Genomic DNA, 19072 nt, shown 5'->3' with positions numbered 1-19072 from the left:
CGGTGATCAGGCCAGGCGCGATGCCGCTTCGGCGATGCGTTCGTCGGTCGCGGTGAGGGCGATGCGGACGTGTTCCGGGGAGCGGGGGCCGTAGAAGTCGCCGGGGGCGGCGAGGATGCCGCGGTCGGCGAGCCATTCGAGGGTCAGGCGGCAGGGTTCGCCGCGGGTGGCCCAGAGGTAGAGGCCCGCTTCGGAGTGGTCGATGCGGAAACCGGCCGCCAGCAAGGCTTTTCGCAGGGTGTCGCGGCGGGCGCGGTAGCGCTCGCGCTGCTGGGCCTCGTGGGTGTCGTCGCTCAGGGCGGCGGTCATGGCGGCCTGGATGGGGAAGGGCAGCATCATGCCGGAGTGCTTGCGCACCTCGAGCAGTTCGGCCACCAGTTCCGGGTCACCGGCGACGAAACCGGCGCGGTAGCTGGCCAGGTTGGAGGTCTTCGACAGCGAGTGGATGGCCAGCAGACCGGTGTGGTCGCCGTCGCACACGCGCGGGTCGAGGATGGAGACGGCCTCGCCTTCCCAGGTCAGGCCCAGGTAGCACTCGTCGGAGGCGACGATCGCGCCGCGTTCTCGGGCGAAGGCCACCACCTTGCGCAGGTGCTCGACCGGCAGCACCTTGCCGGTGGGGTTCGACGGCGAGTTCACGAAGATCAGCGCCGGGTTCTGCGGGCCGATCCGGGTGAGGCCGTCGGCCCGCCACGGCTTGGAGCCGGCCAGCAGCGCGCCCACCTCGTAGGTCGGGTAGGCGATCTCGGGGATCACCACCAGGTCCTCGGCGCCGAGCCCGAGCAGGCGCGGCAGACCGGCGATGAGCTCCTTGGTGCCGATCACCGGCAGCACCGCGGCCTGGTCGACCCCGGTGACCCCGAACCGGCGGGCCAGCGCCGCGACGGCGGCCGCGCGCAGCTCAGGGGTGCCGTGGGTGGTCGGGTAGCCGGGAACGGCCGCGACCGAGTTCAGGGCCGCCTGGATCAGCGGATCGACCGGGTCGACCGGCGTGCCGACGGACAGGTCCACCAGCCCGCCGGGATGCGCGGACGCCTTCTGCTTGAACCCGGCGATGGTGTCCCAGGGGAAATCGGGCAGCAGGCTGCTGACCCTCATTCTTCGGCCATGGGGGGCAGCGCCTTGATGAAGGCCGGGTCGTAGTCGACCTTGCCCACCTTGGTCGCGCCGCCGGGAGAACCGAGTTCGTCGAAGAAGTCGACGTTGGCGTTGATGTAGCCGCTCCACTGGTCCGGGGTGTCGTCTTCGTAGAAGATCGCCTCCACGGGGCAGACCGGCTCACACGCACCACAGTCAACGCACTCGTCGGGTTGGATGTAGAGCATGCGGCCACCCTCGTAGATGCAATCCACGGGGCACTCTTCGATGCACGCCTTGTCCTTCACGTCAACGCACGGTTCAGCGATGATGTACGGCACTGCCGTTCTCCTAGTCTGTCCTGCGGGTTGCTCCGCCCCCGAAACCCTATCGCGTGACTCCACGTTACCCCCAGGTCAGCCTGCCCTAACTCGACGTTTTCCTCACCCGATCGACAGCGACAACGGCACCGGTTTCGCGGCCACCGATCCGTAGGTCGTGGTGCGTTCGCGCACCGGCCTGCCGATGCCGACGGCGATCTCGGTGAGTTCGGCCACAGTCTTGGCCGAACCGTGCTGCGAGCCCGCCATCCGGGAGATGGTCTCCTCCATCAGCGTGCCGCCGAGATCGTTGGCGCCGCCGGAGAGCATGGCCTGCGTGCCGAGGGTGCCGAGCTTGACCCAGCTGGTCTGGATGTTGTGGATGCGCCCGTGCAGCATGATCCTGGCCAGCGCGTGCACGGCCCGGTTGTCGCGGTTGGTCGGGCCCGGCCGGGCCGCGCCCGCCAGGTAGAGCGGGGCGCTCTGGTGCACGAACGGCAGCGGGACGAACTCGGTGAAGCCGCCGGTCTCGTCCTGGATGCCGCGCAGTACGCGCAGGTGCCCGACCCAGTGCTTGGGGTTGTCGACGTGGCCGTACATCATCGTCGAGCTCGACGGGATGCCCAGCTGATGCGCGGTGGTGATCACCTCGATCCAGGCCGAGGTGGGCAGCTTGCCCTTGGTGAGCACCCAGCGCACCTCGTCGTCGAGGATCTCCGCGGCTGTGCCCGGAATGCTGCCCAGCCCAGCCTCTTTCAGTGCGGCGAGCCAGTCGCGGATGCTCTGGCCGCCGCGCGAGGCACCGTTGACGATCTCCATCGGGCTGAAGGCGTGCACGTGCATCGACGGCACCTTGGCCTTGATGGCGCGCACCAGATCGGCGTACCCGGTGACCGGCAGTTCGGGGTCGATGCCGCCCTGCATGCAGACCTCGGTGGCGCCGTCGACGTGCGCTTCCCAGGCCCGGTCGGCGACCTCGTCGGTGCTCAGGGTGAACGCGTCGGCGTCGCCCTTGCGCTGGGCGAACGCGCAGAAACGACAGCCGGTGTAGCAGATGTTGGTGAAGTTGATGTTGCGGTTCACCACGTAGGTGACCTCGTCACCGGAGACCTCGCGGCGCAGCTGATCGGCCAGTGCCGCAACGGCATCCAGCGCCACACCGTCGGCGGTGGCCAGGGCCAGGTACTGGTCGTCGGTGAGCCCGCCCGGGTCCTTCTCGGCGGCGGTCAGGGCGTCGAGGACCTCGGAATCGAGGCGCTCGGGCGCGGTGACGGCCAGCTCGCGGGCGTGTTCGCGGATGGTCTCCCAGTCGCCGAACGCGCCGACGACCTCCTGGCCGAGGCCGGAGTCGCTGCGGCTGTCGGTCTTGCGGCCCTCGCTGTCGATGGCGGTGTTGAGGTCGACGCGGCCGACCGAATCCCAGGACTCGTCGGGTTCCTGCCAGGGCAGGCCCACCGGCATCGCGTCGGAGCGGGCCAGGCCGGTGGCCGGGTCGGTGAGCGCGTCGACGTGGGCGCCGATGCGCGGGTCGATCCACGGGTGCCCGGCGCGCACGTACTTCGGATGCGCCGAGGTGCGCTCGACCAGGGTGAATCCGGCGGCCTCGGTGATCTCGCGCAGCGTGTCCAGGTTCGGCCACGGCCGCTCGGGGTTGACGTGGTCGACCGTCACCGGCGACACCCCACCCCAGTCGTCGATACCCGCGTCGATGAGCGCGCGGCAATCGCTGTGCGACACCAGGTTCGGCGGCGCCTGCACCGGAACATCCGGTCCCAGCAGCAATCTCGTCACCGCGACGGCGGCCAGGAACTCGTCGACGCCTGCGTCGGGGACATCGCGCATGGCGGTGTCGTCCTTGGCGCGGAAGTTCTGCACGATCACTTCCTGGATGTGCCCGAACTCGCGATGCTGCTTGCGGATGGCCATGATCGACTCGGCGCGCTCGGTGAGACTCTCGCCGATGCCGACCAGGATGCCGGTGGTGTAGGGCACCGAGAGCCTGCCCGCGTCGGTGATCGCGCGCAGCCGCACGGCCGGGTCCTTGTCGGGGCTGCCGTAGTGGCAGGCGCCCTTCTCGGTGAACAGCCTGGTCGCGGTGGTCTCGAGCATCATGCCCATCGACTGCGCGACCGGCTTGAGGCGGGCGATCTCGGCCCAGCTCATCACCCCGGGGTTCAGGTGCGGCAGCAGGCCGGTCTCCTCGAGCACCAGGATCGACACCGCGCGCAGGTAGTCCAGGGTGGAGTCGTAGCCGCGTTCGTCGAGCCACTGCGCGGCCTCGGGCCAGCGGTCCTCGGGGCGGTCACCCAGGGTGAACAGGGCTTCCTTGCAGCCCAGCGCGGCACCTTGGCGGGCGATCTCGAGCACCTCGTCGGGCTCGAGGAACATGCCCTTGCCCTCGGCGCGCAGCTTGCCCGGCACCGTGACGAAGGTGCAGTAGTGGCATTTGTCCCGGCACAGCTTGGTGAGCGGGATGAACACATTGCGCGAATAACTGATGGTGCGCGGCCGACCGGCCGATTCCAGTCCCGCGTCGCGGACCCGGGCGGCGCTGGCGCACAGATCGGCCAGGTCCTCGCCGGTGGCGTGCAGCAGGACGGTGGCCTCGTCCACGTTCAAGGTCACGCCGTCGCGAGCCCGGCGCAACGCCCTGCGCATGGCGGCGGGCGTCGGTGGCGGCAGCGGGAAGCTCGGCTTCGGAAGATCGCTCACCCCGTCGATCATGCGCTATTTCCTTCCAGAACGTGCGGTCTGCTGGTCACGGCCATGACCGGCGCGCGTCGTTCGGTCCCGTCGAACGACAACCCGCCGGGGGCGCACCGGTATTCCCGAGCGGGTGAACTCGTCGGTCCCGCATGGAACCATGGGCAGCATGTCACCCCCGCGCTCCACCATTCTGGCCGAACCGGCCTGGCGTCCGAGTTCCAAGGCCAAGCTGCTGTGGGCGCTCGAGAACGCCCTCGGGATCGTGGTGCTGGCCGCCGTGCTGGTGGTGTGGACGGTGCTCGACAGCGCGCATCGGAACTGGCAGGGGCTCGCGGCGCTGGTGCTGGTGCTGCTGGCGGTGCTCGCGGTGGTGGTCGTGCCGCTGTGGCGCTACGCGGTGCATCGGTGGGAGGTCACCGACGAGGCCGTCTACACCCGGGTGGGGTGGGTGGATCAGGAATCGCGGGTCGCGCCGATCTCGCGGGTGCAGACCGTCGACACCGAGCGCGGGCCGCTCGAGCGCATCCTGGGGCTGGCGACGGTAACGGTGACCACGGCGTCCTCGGCGGGCGCGGTGAAGATCGGCGCGCTGGACCTGCCGGTCGCCGAGCAGACCGTCACCCGGCTGGCCGCCATCGCCGCCCAGCACCGCGGGGACGCCACGTGACCGCAGCGGCTCCGGTCGAGTGGCAGCGGCTCGATCCCCGGATGCTGCTGGTGTATCCGGTCACCGAGATCATCAAGTACATCCCCGTGCTGCTCGGCTCGGTGATCGTCGGCACGACCAGCGGCAATCCGCTGTGGAGTCTGGGGCCGGTGGCGCTGGTCGCCGCCTACGGCGTGGCCCGCTGGTTCACCACGTCCTATCGCATCGACCCCGATCACGTGCAGTTGCGCACCGGGATTCTGCAACGGCGCACCCTGTCGGTGCCGCGCCCGCGCATCCGCTCGGTGGACGTGGAAGCCGATCTGCTGCACCGGATGCTGGGCGTGGCGGTGCTCGCCATCGGCACCGGCAAGCAGACCGGCAAGGGCGAGGAATTCAAGCTCGACGCGCTCGACACCAGCCGGATTCCCGCGCTGCGCGCCGAACTGCTCGCCCACACCGGTACCGCGAACGCCACGGATTCCCCTGTGGTGCCCCATGTCTCGCCGTACGACGCCGCGGCCGAGACGGGCACCGAGATCGGCCACTGGCAGGCCGCCTGGGTGCGTTACGCGCCGCTGTCGCTGACCGGGCTGGCCATCGTCGCCCCGATCGCGGGCCTGGGTGCCCAGTACGGGCTCATCGACGTGGTCTCGGATTCGGCGCCCGTGCAGCATCTGGGTGACGACAGCGTCTCGATCGTCACCGTCGTGGTGCTCGGCCTGACCCTCGCCACGCTGGCACTGGTGAGCCTGGCCGCCTGCGCGCAGTACCTGACCACCTGGTACGGCCTGCGGGTGCTCGACAACGGCAGCACCCTGCACCTGCGCCACGGCCTGATCACCACCCGCCAGATCACCCTGGACCTGGCCCGTTTCCGCGGCGCCACGCTCAGCGAGCCGCTGCTGCTGCGGGCCGCCCGCGCCGCGCAGCTGGAAATGATCATGACCGGCGAGAACCCACGGCAGAAGATCCTGCCGCAGGCGCCACGCATCGCGGTCGAACGCACCCTGGACGAACTGCTGCGCACGCGGCGCAGGCCGGGGACGCCTACGAGAGCCGAAGCGGGCGCCGGCTCGACCGAGTTACTACCCGGGAACGCGCCAGCCGAACCAGGCCCCGCCACCGAGACCCCGCCTGCCCAGCCGAGCCACGCCATCGGGATCGCGACCGGCGGCGCCGATCGTCCGCACGCGGATGCTGGAGCGCGGCCTGTCGTCCAGGGCCCGGTCACCGGTGCCACGCTCGGCACGATCGAGCTGCACCGCCATGGCCCCACCGCCCGACGACGGCGCTACACCAGAGCCGCCTGGCCTGTGGGCATCCTGATCGCCGCCATGATCCTCGCCGTGCTGCTGGGCGGCGACCTGCCCGGCTGGACCTGGGCCCTGCCGGTGCTGCTGGCCCTGGTCATGGCGGCGCTGGCCGAGGATCGCTATCGCGGACTCGGTCATCGCGTTCTGCCCGGCACTACCGGCCCGACCTGGCTCATCACCCGGCGCGGCAGTCTCGATCGCAATCGCGACTGTCTGGAAGCGCCCGGCATCATCGGCTGGACCGTCCGCCAGACGTTCTGGCAGCGCCGGGCCGGGCTGGCCACCGTCGTCGCGGCGACCGCCGCCGGGAAGAAGGCCTATCTCGTCGTCGATATCCCGCTCGACCGCGCCTACTCCCTCATCGAGGAAGTCACACCAGGACGGCTCGGCCACCGCGGATAGCCCGCACCCCGTGCGGTCCCCTCAGATCCCGACCGGGTCGGCGCCGCGAGTGTCCGGCCGCGGGCCGTCGCGGTGCGGCGTAGGCTGCGAAGAGCTCGCCCGGCCGCGCACGCAAAGGGGTGCTTCGTGGACTTCACCGAGATCATCGAGACCGCAGGCAAGGCCCTGGACGGGGCGGGCGTGGCCGCCATCGCGATCGGCGCGCTGGTCGCGACGGTGCAGTTCGCCCGCAGCTGGCGCGGCGACTTCGAACCCGCCTACGAGACCTACCGGCGCGGGCTCGGGCGCGCGATCCTGCTCGGCCTGGAATTCCTGGTGGCCGCCGACATCATCCGGACCGTCGCCGTCGCACCGAGTTTCACCAGTGTGGGCGTGCTGGCCCTGATCGTGCTGGTGCGGACCTTCCTCAGCTACTCCATGCAGCTGGAGCTGACCGGGCACTGGCCGTGGAACCAGGCCAAGACGAGCACCTAGCCGGTGCGGAAGACGTTCGCGTTCGAACGGTAGTAGAGGTAGGCGATCGGCGGGATCACGCCGCAGGCCAGCAGCAACAGGGTGCGGCCGTCGCTGCCGAGCATGATGTCACCGCCGGGCCCGCGCGAGGCGCACACCAGGAAACCGAAGACCCACACCACGATCGGGGCGAAGGTGAAGCCGAGCCGCCCGGTCACCGACTCCATGCCGTAGACCAGCGCGACATTGATCGGCGCGGCCAGCAGCGCCGAGATCGGCACCGGCACCGAGCCGATGTACAGCGGCAGGAACAGCACCTCGACGACCAGCGTGAGCAGCGCGTTGAACAGCAGCAGCACGACGACGAGTCCCGAGAGCACCGGATCCGGCAGCGCGGGCAGGCGCCGCGACACGGCGGCGGGCTGGTCGGTCATGCGGCCGAGTCTATGCGGCCGCGGACCGGTGACCTCACTCCAGTCCGGCGAACAGATCGTGTTCGAGCCCGTCGGCCGCGACCGGCCCGCGCGCGCCGCGCACCAGCTGGAAATGCTCCACCGGCAGCACCGGCAGGGCGATGTTGTTCGACAGCGCGAACTCCCGGCCGCTGGGCGCCACGCTCACCTGGGTGGCGTGCGCGCGCAGGGCGGCGCGCTTGGCCGCGAGCACATCGGAGACGTCGACCAGGGTGGTCGCGGTGTCGGTCGACACCGCCGCCAGCTCGGCCTCCACCGGCAGCCGCCAGCCCGCGGGCAGCGCGCCGGGCAGCTCGTCGACGGTGCGGCGGGCCAGCGCGGCGGTGTGCTGACGCAGCAGCTCGCCGTCGGTGACGGTCCAGTAGAACTTGGGCACGTCCCAGCCCTGGCCGGCGGCCGCGGCCACCGCGGCGGTGGTGATGCGGTGCGCGCGGATGTGGTCGGGATGGCCGTAGCCGCCGCGCGGGTCATAGGTGACCACCACACGCGGGCGCAGCGCCAGGATCACCGCGACGAGCTCGTCGACCGCCGCGTCTCCGGAGTTCACGAATGCCCGCGGATGCTCGGCCGAGGGCGTCCCCGCCATCCCCGAGTCACGCCACCGGCCCGCGCCACCGAGGAACCACGGCTCACCGGCGTCCAGTGCCGCCAGCGCGGCGGTGAGTTCGCTGATCCGGTAGCCGCCGAGCTGATCGGCCTCGCCCGCGATCAGGCCCGCCCAGCGCGACCCGATCACCTCGCCTTCCTCACCGAGCGTGCAGGTCACCACGGTCACCGGCACCCCGAGGCGCCGGTAGTGCGCGATGGTGCCACCGGTGGTGAGCGACTCGTCGTCGGGGTGGGCGTGCACCAGCAGCAGTCCGCCGGTGTCGCTGATTCCATGCATTGGAAGTCCCTCTCGTCCCATCGTCAGCCCGTTCGAGGCGACCGTTGGATACTAGCTGGCTCCCAATTCAAACCCTGGAATGATCGAAATCCCCGCAAACGAAAAAAGCCGATGGGCCGCCCCGGGCATCCTTTCGATTCAGCTGCGACATCGAGACCTCTTTGCTCATGAATGCACGAACAGAGACGGGCGGAAATTCGAAATACTGCAAACAGAGGCGACAGCAAACGAATCGAAGATAGATAGACTACATTTCGGCCGATAGAAGCCCGGATGACACCCGGCGCCCTCCCGCGAACTTCGGTCCTGACATGCGGCGGTGGATCGGCTGCCGAGGGGCTGCGACCAGGCGCTGACCGACCCCTCGGCAGCTTCACCTGCGGAGATCTACTCGATCGACCCGCTACAGCTGGACACAGTACCAATCATCGATCAACGAACCATCATTTCTCTGAACGATCTTGTACTGGCCCGGGCACTGCTGATCGACAGCATTCTTACACGAGCCGTCGGTATAGTGGCAACTTCCCACATATGTATCGGCATGTGCAGGCGCAGCCAAAGCCGCCAGACAACCTACCGAAATTACCGACGCGGCAACAGCGGCGCTGAAACGCATACCCATAATGGAACCCCTCCCAAAGAGTGCGACATGATGTGGTCGCACGCTGACGAGCGTAAAGGACAACGCTGAGCCTGACAAGTGTGTGCCCAGCACATCCAAAGCAATCGTCACGGCAACTTTCGCCATTGCGCCGCGTCGCCGAAGATACCCACCTGGATGGCGCCGGACATCGACACGCCATCCACCCGAGGACCGGCCGCCGCAACGACGTTGTCCTGGACGATGGGTAGAACACTGGCGAGTTCCCACAGCCGAGGCTCGACCTCGGCCACGATCCGGCCGACATCTGTTCCTCGCAGCGCCTCATCGATCAACGGCTGGATCACCGGATCGCAAACTCCTCCGAGATTGCTCGGTGCCCGTTGATACGCGTCGGCAGCAGCTGTAGCCGCACCGTCCGCGCCGATTGCCTCGCGTGGCGCGCAACCGTAACGCGACGCTAGTACCGTCGCCGGATCAGCTCCCGCCAGCTCCCAGCCGACGATGGCATCGACACCTGAGTCGACCAGCTGCTTCCCGTACAGTTCGTCGGCCGGAACGCCTCGAACCGTGGCATCGATACCGGCGCTGCGCAATTGGTCCGCAGCAGTGTTGGCGACGGCCAAGGCCACCGTGTCCTCGGCGACCGCGCCGATGCGGACCGTCAACGCCTTACCAGTGCGGACTATCGAGCGCGGCTGCGGAGCTGGCGATGTGGGCGAGTTGGTCTGCACCGTTTCCGGTGCGCGCCCGAATCCTGCCTCGGCCAGAAGGGCGAACGCTTCGTCGGTACTCATTCGCCCTGGCGCTGTCGGACTGTAGCTGGGACTCGACGGTGGAAGTATTTGTGCGCGCGCGGGCTCCACCCAGCCGCCCGACTGCGCCCCGACTGTCGCCAGCAGACCTGGATCGAGCAACGCAAGCACGGCCTTGCGCACCCGCGCGTCGCTGAGATCGCCAGAGCGACCGTTCAGTGCCAGTTGTAGCTCACGAGCCTGCGGCATGATCGTGGTACGAACCGACGGAATCGCGGCGAGTTGCGCCCGAGTAGCCACGCCGCCGTGCACCAGCGCCATCTGTGCGTCACCGGTGCGCAACGACTCAGCAAGCTGAGACGAGGTCCCACCGCGACGGAACAGGATTTGGTCGGGTGCCGCCGGGGTGCCCCAGAAGCGATCATTGCGTTCCAGCAGGATCTCGTCGCGGCCCCGGTCGACACGCATAGTGAAGTTTGCCCCCGACACCGGAATCCGTTCGGCCAGACCGCTGGTGAACCCTCCCGGTGAGTCCTTGACCAGGTGCGAAGGGAGAAGATTCGAAAACAGCTCGCGCCAAGCCGGATACGGCTGCGACAAGGTCACGATGACAGTCTTTCCGCCTCCCGCCGACGAAACATCGGAGATCAGACGATAGCCTGCCGGATCGACCACTCCGGGCTGCGTGACCATCTGCTGCCACAAGAATCGGAAGTCTTCAGCCGCGATCGGCGCTCCATCGGACCAGTTCGCCTGGTTACGGAGAACGTAGGTGATGGTGAACGGATTCTGCGCCGACACCTCAGCCGACTCGATCAAGGACGCATCGGGTACCCAGTCCACCGCTGTGGGCTCGACCGGGTTCGGAACCGGCCGAAACGGACTCGGCAGCACCATCGAACTCACCGCATTCGTCGCAGGCGACTGATCCGAGCGCAGATGCGGATTGAAGCCGATGCCGATGTCGTCGATCGCGACCACGACGGTGTTCTTGCCCGGCTTGGCCTGGGTGGTCTTGGGGGAATCGGTGCTCTCGATCGGCGGTGGTGGATTCGCCGTGCAACCGGCGAGGACCGCCGACGCGGCCATCGCCACCACTGCTGCGCGCCACTTCGCGCGTCTGACCCCCGAACTCACGTCCGGCACTCTACCTGCCCCATCTGTCCGGGGGCGCGCACGCGCACCCCACCGAAACGAACGAGGGGACGGTACCGAAGCACCGTCCCCTCGACTCGGGTACTACCTAGGACCCGGCGGCCGCGCGGTCGCGCGCCTTGCGGCGGGACAGATCGCGGGCACGCTCGTTGGCGCCGAGCACGACCTTACGCACGCGGACCACCTCGGGGGTGACCTCCACGCACTCGTCACCGGCGCAGAACTCCATCGCCAGCTCGAGGTCCAGGGCCAGCGGCTTGGCCAGGGTCTCCATCACGTCGGCGGTCGCGCTGCGCATGTTGGTCAGCTTCTTCTCGCGGGTGACGTTGATGTCGAGATCCTCGGCGCGCGGGTTGATGCCGACGACCATGCCCTCGTAGGTGTCGGCACCCGGCTCGACGAAGAACTGACCGCGGTCGGCCAGCTGGATCATCGCGAACGGGGTGACCGTTCCGGCCCGGTCCGACACCAGCGAACCGGTGTGGCGGGCGCGGATCTCACCGGCCCACGGCGCGTAGCCGTGGGAGACGGCGTTGGCGATGCCGGTGCCGCGGGTCTCGGTGAGGAACACGGTGCGGAAGCCGATCAGGCCGCGCGAGGGGACGATGAACTCCATGCGCACCCAGCCGGCGGCGTGGTTGCTCATCTGCACCATCTTGCCCTTGCGGGCGGCCAGCAGCTGGGTGATCGCGCCCAGGTACTCGTCGGGGCAGTCGATGGTCAGCTCTTCGAACGGCTCGTGCACCTTGCCGTCGACCTGCTTGGTGACCACCTGCGGCTTGCCGACGGTGAGCTCGAAGCCCTCGCGGCGCATCTGCTCGACCAGGATGGCCAGCGCCAGCTCACCGCGGCCCTGCACCTCCCAGGCGTCGGGACGGCCGATGTCGAGCACGCGCAGCGACACGTTGCCGATGAGTTCCTGGTCCAGGCGCGACTTCACCATGCGGGCGGTGAGCTTGTGCCCCTGCACCCGGCCGACCAGCGGCGAGGTGTTGGTGCCGATGACCACCGAGATGGCGGGCTCGTCGACGGAGATACGCGGCAGCGCCACCGGGTTGTCGATGTCGGCGAGGGTGTCGCCGATCATGATGTCGGGGATACCGGCGATGGCGACGATGTCACCGGCCACGGCGACCTCGCCCGGCTGACGCTCCACACCGATGGTCTGCAGCAGTTCGGTGATCTTGACCTGCTTGGCGCCGTCGGCGTTGATCCAGGTGACGTTCTGACCCTTGCGCAGCTCGCCGTTGTGCACCCGCACCAGCGCCAGGCGGCCGAGGAAGGCCGAGGCGTCGAGGTTGGTGACGTGGGCCTGCAGCGGCGCGTCCGCGTTGCCCTTGGGCGCCGGGATGTTGTTGAGCAGCACGTCGAACAGGGCGTCGAGGTTCTCGGCGTCGGGCGCCTGACCGTTCTCCGGACGCTCCTTGGACGCCTTGCCCTCGCGGCCCGAGGCGTAGAGGACCGGCAGGTCCAGCGCCAGCTCGGCGGCTTCGGCGGCCTCGTCGTCGAGGTCGGAGGCCAGGTCGAGCAGCAGATCGTGCGACTCCTCGACGACCTCGGCGATGCGGGCGTCGGGGCGGTCGGTCTTGTTGACCACCAGGATCACCGGCAGCTTGGCCGAGAGCGCCTTGCGCAGCACGAACCGGGTCTGCGGCAGCGGGCCCTCGGACGCGTCGACGAGCAGCACGACACCGTCGACCATGGACAGGCCGCGCTCGACCTCGCCACCGAAGTCGGCGTGGCCGGGGGTGTCGATCACATTGATGACGGTGACGGAGCCGTCGGGGTGGTGCCGGTGCACCGCGGTGTTCTTGGCGAGAATGGTGATGCCCTTCTCGCGCTCGAGGTCACCGGAGTCCATGACTCGGTCGACCAGCTCGGCTCGCTCTGCGAACGCGCCCGACTGACGAAGCATGGCGTCGACCAGCGTCGTCTTGCCGTGGTCGACGTGGGCCACGATGGCGACGTTGCGAAAATCGCGTGTAGACGACACGCCTCAATCCTCCTGCATGTTGGTGTATTGGCGCGCATTCAACTGGCATCGCGGCCTGTTACACCCTACCGGTACCCCGGTGGCCCACACGTGTCAGGCTTTGTACTTAGGCTACGCTAACCCGCATGGGCAAGGTGAAGGCCAAGAAGGTGTCGAGCCTGAAACCGAAGAAGAAGTGCTGCAGAAAGAAGACGCGCTGCTTCAAATGTCCCGTCGTCATCATGCGGATGAAGAAGGCCGAAGCGGCCGGAATATGCGGTAAAGATCTCAAAAAAGCGCTGAAGAAAGCGCGCGCCGCCTGACGCTGTGACGACGGGCGATGCGCCGTGGCCGAAACCGGCGTAGAACTGCAGGCATGGGTACTCCGCAACCGGCACTGCTCAGCGATCCCGAGATCACCATCGCCCTGGCGACCCTGCCCGGGTGGTCACACGAGGGCACCACACTCACCCGCACGGTGCAGGCGCAGAGTTTCCTGGCCGGCATCGAACTGGTGCGCCGGATCGCGGCGGCGGCCGAGACGGCCGATCATCACCCCGATATCGACATCCGCTGGCGCACACTGCATTTCACGCTGAGCACGCATTCGGCGGGCGGGATCACCGCCAAGGACGTCGCGCTGGCGCACAGCATCGACGAGATCGTCGGCTGACCTACCGGTTCGCCGCCACCTCGACCGGCGCGCGGCCGAGCGAGCGCACCTGCGCGCGCAGGGTGTCGCGACCGCGCCAGATCAGCCAGCCCAGCAGCACGAACACCCCGATCGCGTTGACCGCGCCCAGCCAGGCCAGCGGCCACGGCCGCGGGATGGTCCAGATGGTCGGCTGCGCGAACGAGAGCACCCACGGCACGCCGACCAGCATGGTCAGCACCCAGAACCCGGCGATGATCCGCGCCATCCGTTCCTCGCGCAGCGGCCCGTAGAGCAGCCACAGGGAGGTGGGGATCAGCCACACCCAGTGGTGCGACCAGGAGATCGGCGAGATCATCAGGCCGAACAGCTGCACCAGCACCAGGGTGCCGAGCCGGTCGTCGGGGCCGAGGGTGCGCCAGGCCAGCAGCGCCAGCACCGCGGTGACCAGCACCGCCGCGATCCACCACGGCCCGGACTGCACGTCGTGGCCCAGGATTCGGCTGATCGTGCCGCGCAGCGACTGGTTCCACACCGAGCCCACCGGCCCGATCCGGTCGGCGTCACCGAGCAGGGTGCCGAAGTAGCGGCGCGCCTCGTGCGCGTTGATCAGGAAGCTCACCGCCACGGTCAGGCCGAAGGCCGCCGCCGACCACAGCACCGTCGCCCAGCGGCGCCGCGCCACGAAGTAGAGGCCGGTGATCGCCGGGGTCAGCTTGATGCCCGCGATCACGCCGACCAGCGTTCCCGAGATCCACCAGCGCGCACTGCGCACCGCCAGCATCGCGCCGAACACCAGGAACACATTGACCTGGCCGTAGTCGATGGTGGTGCGCACCGGCTCGAGCCAGACGCCCAGCGCCGTCCAGCCCACCGCCAGGGTGATCCAGCGGGTCTGCCGGGCGCGCTCGGCGCCGACCAGCAGTTCCAGGCTGATCCGGATCACGCCGTAGAGCGCGGCCACCGTCGCCAGCATCCAGCCGACCGCCACCAGCGTGAACGGCAGGTAGTGCAGCGGGAAGAAGACCAGCGCGGCGAAGGGCGGATAGGTGAACGGCAGCGGGAAGTCCGGCGTCACTTCCGAATAGGTGAAATCGTAGAGCCGGTCGGTGAGCAGCGAGGCCGACCCGTCCACGTAGACGTGCAGGTCGACGACGTTGAGGCCGTTCGGCGCGAACAGCATCCAGCCCAGGCGGGCCAGCACGGACAGTCCGAGCAGCACGAGCGCCCATCGGAGATGTCTGTTCGATGCCATGGTGAGACAACCTTAACCGGGCTCCCACGCGCGCCTGCGCGCACGGGTTGACCAGCCACCCATCGACACCATCGGTAACAGTTGCATCAACATCCCCATCTGTAACACGGACCGGGGTTAGCGTCGATGAACACGGTTTCGGGTCCGGACGCGACATCGGGCCGGGCGGCTGTACAACACAGCGGCGTTGTCCCTAGAGTGACCCCGACACAGACGGGTTCGACACCTCGTCACCATCGCAACACCGAGGTAAGGACGGCTAGACCAGTGCTTCGTAGCCGAGGATCGCGGATCGCAACGACCGCTCTCGCCATCGCGGCCAGCGCCATGCTCGCCGCGCCGGCCATCGCCGCTCCCGCGCCCGCCCCGCAGGCGGCGCCGATCAGCGTTCCGATGGTGCCCGAGGGCGTCCCGGTCGACGCGCTCGCCGCCTTCGCCCCCGCCGTCGCCGGCCTCATCGCAGGCCCCGCCGACGTCGCCAACCCGCAGACCGCGCTGCTCGATCAGGCGCGGGCGCTGCTGGCCACGCTGAACCTCCCGCCCGCCATCAAGTCCACCCTCGAGCGGATCATCACCTTCCTCGACGGCAGCGGTGGCGGCGGCCCCGAGATCCCCGAGGACGGACCGGTCATCGCCCAGTTCCTCTACCCCACCATCGGCAAGGGCTGCATCGGTGACGGCGCCGATTCGGTCGGCACCGCGCTCGCGGTCGCCGGTCCGGCCCAGCTGCCCCCGCCCGGCCCCGCCGCCGGTCAGGCCGGTTTCGTGTTCACCGCGCTCGGCACCAAGGCGCCGACCGCCGAGCAGAACCCGCCGATGACGGTGCAGTGGCTCAACCTCGACACCCGCCAGTCGGCGATCCAGACGCTGACCGACGAGGCCAAGATCAACCCCGGCGGCCCGGCCACCCTCTCGGCCATCGCGAACACCGGCCACGGCCGCGTCGTCGCGGTCGTCTCCGGCTCGCTGACCACCGCCGCCGAGGGCGCCGCCCCGCGCACCTGCTCGTTCATGCCGACCCTGGGCTTCTTCACCGTCTAGGAAAGCACCGCCGAACCCGGTCCGTTCCCCCGAACGGACCGGGTTCGGTCGTTTCCGGGGTGTTCCGCCGCGCCCAGGGCATGTGGTAGACCGGGACGATGGCGACCAACCAGAGTGTCGGAGACCTCCGCTCGATCCGGAGCAGGAAATCGCGCCGGTCCATTCTGTCGTGGCGATCCGAGGGCTCGATCCTGTCGATCGGGTCGGCCTATTCGGTGCTCTCGATCGGCAGCGTCGGGTCGGTGCTCTCGATCGGATCGGTGGGCTCGTTCGGGTCGGCGATCTCGTCGGGGTCGTTCGTGAGTCTCGGGTCGGCGCTGTCGGGACTGTCCCGGTGGTCGCTGCTGTCCTGGCTCGGCGACCATGCCGCACCCGACAACCGGGCGGCGCTGCGGGTGGTGCCCGACGACGAACCGGAACTGCGGCTCGCGCCGACCTGTCACTGCCAGACCTAGCGGTTCACCACTGGCCGTAGTCCGAGGCCAGGACCCGGTTCAGGTCGACCCCGACGCCGTCGATGCTGCGCTTGTCGATCTCGAACTGGTGCAGATGCGCCTCGGGGTGCACATAGCCGCGCGGGGTGCCCCAATTGTGCTGCCAGAACCAGGAAGCCAGGCCCGCGTCGAGCGCGCGGTCGATGGTGGGGCTGTTGGCGTAGATGCCGACCAGCTCGTGGCCGAGAACCGATTCCCAGCCCTCGATATAGGGCGCGATCATCTCCACGAACTCGTCCTCGTCGGGGTTGTCGTCGATCGAGGCGTAGATCGGTGCCGAATCAGGTCCGCCCGCGGCACTGTGCAATTGCCAGCCGCGCTCGGCGCAGCGCTTACCGGCCTCGCGGCCACCGCGCCAGTCGGCGGTCGGGCCCTTGCCGAACTGATAGTTCGACACGATCGACAGGCCCTCCGACCAGAGGTCCTCCACCTCCGCGGCCCGCAGCGGCTTGCCCTCCATCCACTCCGCACCGGGCCTGCGATCGGAGACGTAGCGGATCACGCCGATGTGCCCGGCCGCGCGGATGGCCGCCGCCGAGGGCACGCCCGCGGCGTAATCGACCATGGTGCCGTAGGACTGGGCGGCGGCGGGGGCCGCGGACAGGCCCATCCCGACGGTGGCCGCGGCGGCGGCGAATCCGAAGAACTCCCGCCGGCTCACAGGGACAGAACGCATCGCAGGACTCCTTCGCGCAACCCGACCGTCAACCGGCGGCGTGCCCGGTGCGCCTTCCCCGAAACCTGCGCGCCGGGAGCCTCGAATGTCGACTCATTGCACCACAACCACAGGGGAACCGCCAGAACCAACGGTCACATTCGCCCCACGAGTCACACGGGCGTCAGGTGGCGCCGTCGATCGCCGCGCCCACGTCGATGGTCCGGCCGCGCGAATCGGCCAGCTCGGTGCTCACCACCGCGACGACCTGGGAGATGATCTGCTTCTTGATCCCGGCCAGCCGCGCCAGCGTGGCCGCGCGCAATCCCTTGGCCCGGAACTCCATCGAGATGTCCTCGACCGCGGGCGGCGGCACATCGATCACGATCTGCAGCGGCTCGGCGGCCCTGGCCGTGAGGACCAGCGGAATCCGCAGGTCGGCACGGTAGTGGTTGGCCTTGAGCACATCGACGGTGATGTCGAGGCCCACCGGCAGCACCATGTCGAAGACCCGCAGGTCACCGGGTGCGCCGGTGCCACGGTCGAGCACGCGCGGTTCCTCGATCGCGCCGCGCACCGTCACCGTGGCCGCGCCGCGCGGGCCCTCCGAGAGCGGGCCCACCTCGATCGGGCTGCCCGCCATCTGGCCGACCACCCCGTGCACGCGGTCGCGGGTGACGATGGTGGTGAAGAAGCGCAGGCCGAACTCGCGGTAGTCGATCCATTCGAAGACGGTGTCGTTGCGGTGCGGCGAGCGATAGCCGTCGAGGATGGCCTCGATGTCGAAGACCCGCGCCGAGCGGACCTTCGGATCACCGACGATGGCGTTCACCCGGCCCGCCACTTCGCGCTGCACCAGGCCCGCGATCGGGTCGAGCAGCATCTCCCACGCGCTGTCGACGGCCTCGGCGCGCAGGGTGAAGCTCACGTCGCGCGCGGTCACCGGGGCCACGTCGATCACCACCAGCAGGGGCGCGGCGGTGCGGGCGTGCAGCGTCAGGCCGATCTCGACGACGGCGGCCAGGCCCAGCTTGCGCCCGCCCAGCACCAGGTTGACGGCCAGCGTCAGCGGGATCTTCACCCCGAAGCTGAGCGCGTCACCGGGCGTGCGGGTGACCACCGGGGTGCCCAGGGTGCCCTCGGCGGCGAACCCGGCCAGCCCGGCCGGACCCAGCGAGAACGGGCCGATCTGCACCCCGCGCCCGGTCATGCCCGCGACGGCGGCGGCGATGCGGTCCTCGGTCACCGCGTAGGTGACGAAGCGCTCGCCGAAATCGGCGTAGTCGATCCACGTCGGGTCACGACGGGCCTCATCGGTCACCTGCGCATGCACATCGGACACCGTAACAACTCCTCCGTCCTGCCGATGAGGGGGAAGCAGGACGGAGGAGCCATCGGCGGCGCTGCCGGGCGCCGCGATCTCCATGGTACGGGCACCCGCGTGGTACCGCCGTCCAGGTTCATGGCAGTTGTCTTGAGCGACAAGAGATTTCAGAAACGCCCATACCCGACCAGATCGTCCGTTTCGGCGAGGGTGATGGTGCGGACCCGGATTCCGCCCAGTTCGTTGCCACCGATGGTGGTGATCGTCTCGCCGTCGGACTCCAGCACGATGTTGGTGTGCTGACCCAAGGGGCTGTCGGGGCCGTAGAGCACCACGTCACCGGCGCGCGGCCGGTAGCCGACATCGCCGCGGGTGAACCGGCCGACCTGCTGGTAGTACTCCTGCAGCGTGTAGACACCCGGGATACGCCAGGACCCGGAGTTCGGATTGGCCAGCGGCCTGCCCGCCTCGCGCATGGTCCAGCTGACGAAGTCGGCGCACCACGCCTCCTCGACGCCCTCGGCGTACTTGCGGCCGTCACCGGGCTGCTCGTATTCGCGCCGCAGCACCTCGACCAGGGCGATCTGCTGTTCGTCGAGGTGTTCGGTGTCCAGCGTGGGGAACGGCTCGCCCCAGTCGTGCTGCCACCACACCAGTCCGCCGACGATCACCGCCGTGGCCGCCAGCAGTCCCGAGATGCCGAGCATCCACCGGCCGACGCGGCTGGTGGGTTCTTCGGTCTGTACTTGCGTCATCGCCCCCCGCTTTCGTTGTGCCTGTGCACTCTTAGACGAACCGGAGGCGCGACAGGTTCCCCGAATCGGGAAACCGGTCGGTGTGCTCCGGAGCGGGCCGGGCGGGAGCACGACCACCGGGTGGACCCCTG

Annotated in this window: 19 protein-coding genes; 8 read left to right on the top strand and 11 right to left on the bottom strand. The window is 69.0% G+C overall.

The genetic code is table 11. The annotated features are described in order from the left end of the window. Positions 1-6: 6 nt before the first annotated feature. From dapC to ACWEMY_RS05930, 3 genes are all read right to left on the bottom strand, one after another. Positions 7-1098: a succinyldiaminopimelate transaminase gene (gene dapC, locus ACWEMY_RS05940; RefSeq protein WP_452389063.1), complete on the bottom strand. Its 1092-nt coding sequence runs from the start codon at positions 1096-1098 to the stop codon at positions 7-9. Then, on the bottom strand, positions 1095-1418 hold the full coding sequence (gene fdxA, locus ACWEMY_RS05935; RefSeq protein WP_022566345.1) for a ferredoxin: 324 nt from the start codon (positions 1416-1418) through the stop codon (positions 1095-1097). The genes dapC and fdxA overlap by 4 nt, the downstream gene beginning before the upstream one ends. Positions 1419-1520: 102 nt before the next feature. Then, positions 1521-4121 carry a bifunctional FO biosynthesis protein CofGH gene (locus ACWEMY_RS05930; RefSeq protein WP_452389062.1) on the bottom strand — a complete coding sequence of 867 codons (2601 nt, stop codon included), beginning with the start codon at positions 4119-4121 and terminating at the stop codon, positions 1521-1523. Positions 4122-4269: 148 nt separating this feature from the next. Here ACWEMY_RS05930 and ACWEMY_RS05925 point away from each other — a divergent pair, with 148 nt between their 5' ends. The 3 genes from ACWEMY_RS05925 to ACWEMY_RS05915 all read left to right on the top strand — a co-directional run bounded on the left by ACWEMY_RS05925 (position 4270) and on the right by ACWEMY_RS05915 (position 6941). Then, positions 4270-4770, top strand: coding sequence for a PH domain-containing protein (locus ACWEMY_RS05925; RefSeq protein ID WP_452389061.1), 501 nt, complete (start codon positions 4270-4272; stop codon positions 4768-4770). 41 nt (positions 4771-4811) lie between these two features. Next, positions 4812-6467, top strand: coding sequence for a PH domain-containing protein (locus ACWEMY_RS05920; protein ID WP_452389139.1), 1656 nt, complete (start codon positions 4812-4814; stop codon positions 6465-6467). Between the two features lie 126 nt (positions 6468-6593). After that, positions 6594-6941 carry a DUF1622 domain-containing protein gene (locus ACWEMY_RS05915; protein ID WP_452389060.1) on the top strand — a complete coding sequence of 116 codons (348 nt, stop codon included), beginning with the start codon at positions 6594-6596 and terminating at the stop codon, positions 6939-6941. Here the strand turns inward: ACWEMY_RS05915 and ACWEMY_RS05910 are convergent. Further along, positions 6938-7354 carry a hypothetical protein gene (locus tag ACWEMY_RS05910; protein WP_375929849.1) on the bottom strand — a complete coding sequence of 139 codons (417 nt, stop codon included), beginning with the start codon at positions 7352-7354 and terminating at the stop codon, positions 6938-6940. The two genes, ACWEMY_RS05915 and ACWEMY_RS05910, sit on opposite strands and share 4 nt — an antisense overlap. 34 nt (positions 7355-7388) lie before the next feature. Beyond that, positions 7389-8279, bottom strand: coding sequence for an N-acetyl-1-D-myo-inositol-2-amino-2-deoxy-alpha-D-glucopyranoside deacetylase (gene mshB / locus ACWEMY_RS05905; protein WP_452389059.1), 891 nt, complete (start codon positions 8277-8279; stop codon positions 7389-7391). A gap of 319 nt (positions 8280-8598) precedes the next feature. Here mshB and ACWEMY_RS05900 point away from each other — a divergent pair, with 319 nt between their 5' ends. Next, the gene (locus ACWEMY_RS05900) at positions 8599-8973 is read left to right on the top strand and encodes a hypothetical protein (protein ID WP_452389058.1); all 375 of its coding nucleotides are present in this window, start codon (positions 8599-8601) and stop codon (positions 8971-8973) included. A gap of 38 nt (positions 8974-9011) precedes the next feature. On the opposite strand, the gene ACWEMY_RS05895 is transcribed toward ACWEMY_RS05900, so the two are convergent. Next, positions 9012-10727 carry an ABC transporter family substrate-binding protein gene (locus ACWEMY_RS05895; RefSeq protein WP_452389138.1) on the bottom strand — a complete coding sequence of 572 codons (1716 nt, stop codon included), beginning with the start codon at positions 10725-10727 and terminating at the stop codon, positions 9012-9014. A gap of 154 nt (positions 10728-10881) precedes the next feature. Beyond that, positions 10882-12786 (bottom strand): translational GTPase TypA, encoded by a 1905-nt coding sequence (gene typA, locus ACWEMY_RS05890; RefSeq protein WP_375929851.1) that lies wholly within the window; start codon positions 12784-12786, stop codon positions 10882-10884. A gap of 125 nt (positions 12787-12911) precedes the next feature. Here typA and ACWEMY_RS05885 point away from each other — a divergent pair, with 125 nt between their 5' ends. Next, positions 12912-13088, top strand: coding sequence for a hypothetical protein (locus tag ACWEMY_RS05885; protein WP_278263204.1), 177 nt, complete (start codon positions 12912-12914; stop codon positions 13086-13088). Between the two features lie 53 nt (positions 13089-13141). Further along, a complete protein-coding gene (locus ACWEMY_RS05880; RefSeq protein ID WP_375929852.1) occupies positions 13142-13438 on the top strand; it encodes a 4a-hydroxytetrahydrobiopterin dehydratase in 297 nt (98 codons plus the stop codon). Between the two features lies 1 nt (position 13439). Here the strand turns inward: ACWEMY_RS05880 and ACWEMY_RS05875 are convergent, their stop codons facing one another. After that, a complete protein-coding gene (locus ACWEMY_RS05875) occupies positions 13440-14672 on the bottom strand; it encodes a mannosyltransferase (RefSeq protein ID WP_452389057.1) in 1233 nt (410 codons plus the stop codon). Positions 14673-14939: 267 nt separating this feature from the next. Between ACWEMY_RS05875 and ACWEMY_RS05870 the strand changes: the two genes are divergently transcribed. Then, positions 14940-15713 carry an Rv1157c family protein gene (locus ACWEMY_RS05870; RefSeq protein ID WP_375929854.1) on the top strand — a complete coding sequence of 258 codons (774 nt, stop codon included), beginning with the start codon at positions 14940-14942 and terminating at the stop codon, positions 15711-15713. 98 nt (positions 15714-15811) lie between these two features. Further along, positions 15812-16168 carry a hypothetical protein gene (locus ACWEMY_RS05865; protein WP_375929855.1) on the top strand — a complete coding sequence of 119 codons (357 nt, stop codon included), beginning with the start codon at positions 15812-15814 and terminating at the stop codon, positions 16166-16168. Positions 16169-16172: 4 nt separating this feature from the next. Here ACWEMY_RS05865 and ACWEMY_RS05860 read toward each other — a convergent pair whose 3' ends face one another. The 3 genes from ACWEMY_RS05860 to ACWEMY_RS05850 all read right to left on the bottom strand — a co-directional run bounded on the left by ACWEMY_RS05860 (position 16173) and on the right by ACWEMY_RS05850 (position 18941). Then, positions 16173-16883, bottom strand: coding sequence for a DUF1906 domain-containing protein (locus ACWEMY_RS05860; protein ID WP_452389056.1), 711 nt, complete (start codon positions 16881-16883; stop codon positions 16173-16175). Positions 16884-17046: 163 nt separating this feature from the next. Then, positions 17047-18204, bottom strand: a complete 1158-nt coding sequence (locus ACWEMY_RS05855; protein WP_452389055.1) for a hypothetical protein — start codon at positions 18202-18204, stop codon at positions 17047-17049. Positions 18205-18353: 149 nt separating this feature from the next. Continuing rightward, complete coding sequence (locus ACWEMY_RS05850) at positions 18354-18941, bottom strand: CHAP domain-containing protein (protein WP_452389054.1); 588 nt, start codon at positions 18939-18941, stop codon at positions 18354-18356. Between the last annotated feature and the right edge of the window lie 131 nt (positions 18942-19072).

It is taken from the genome of Nocardia sp. NPDC004415, from assembly GCF_053602435.1.
This window is presented reverse-complemented; position numbering and strand designations above follow the sequence as displayed.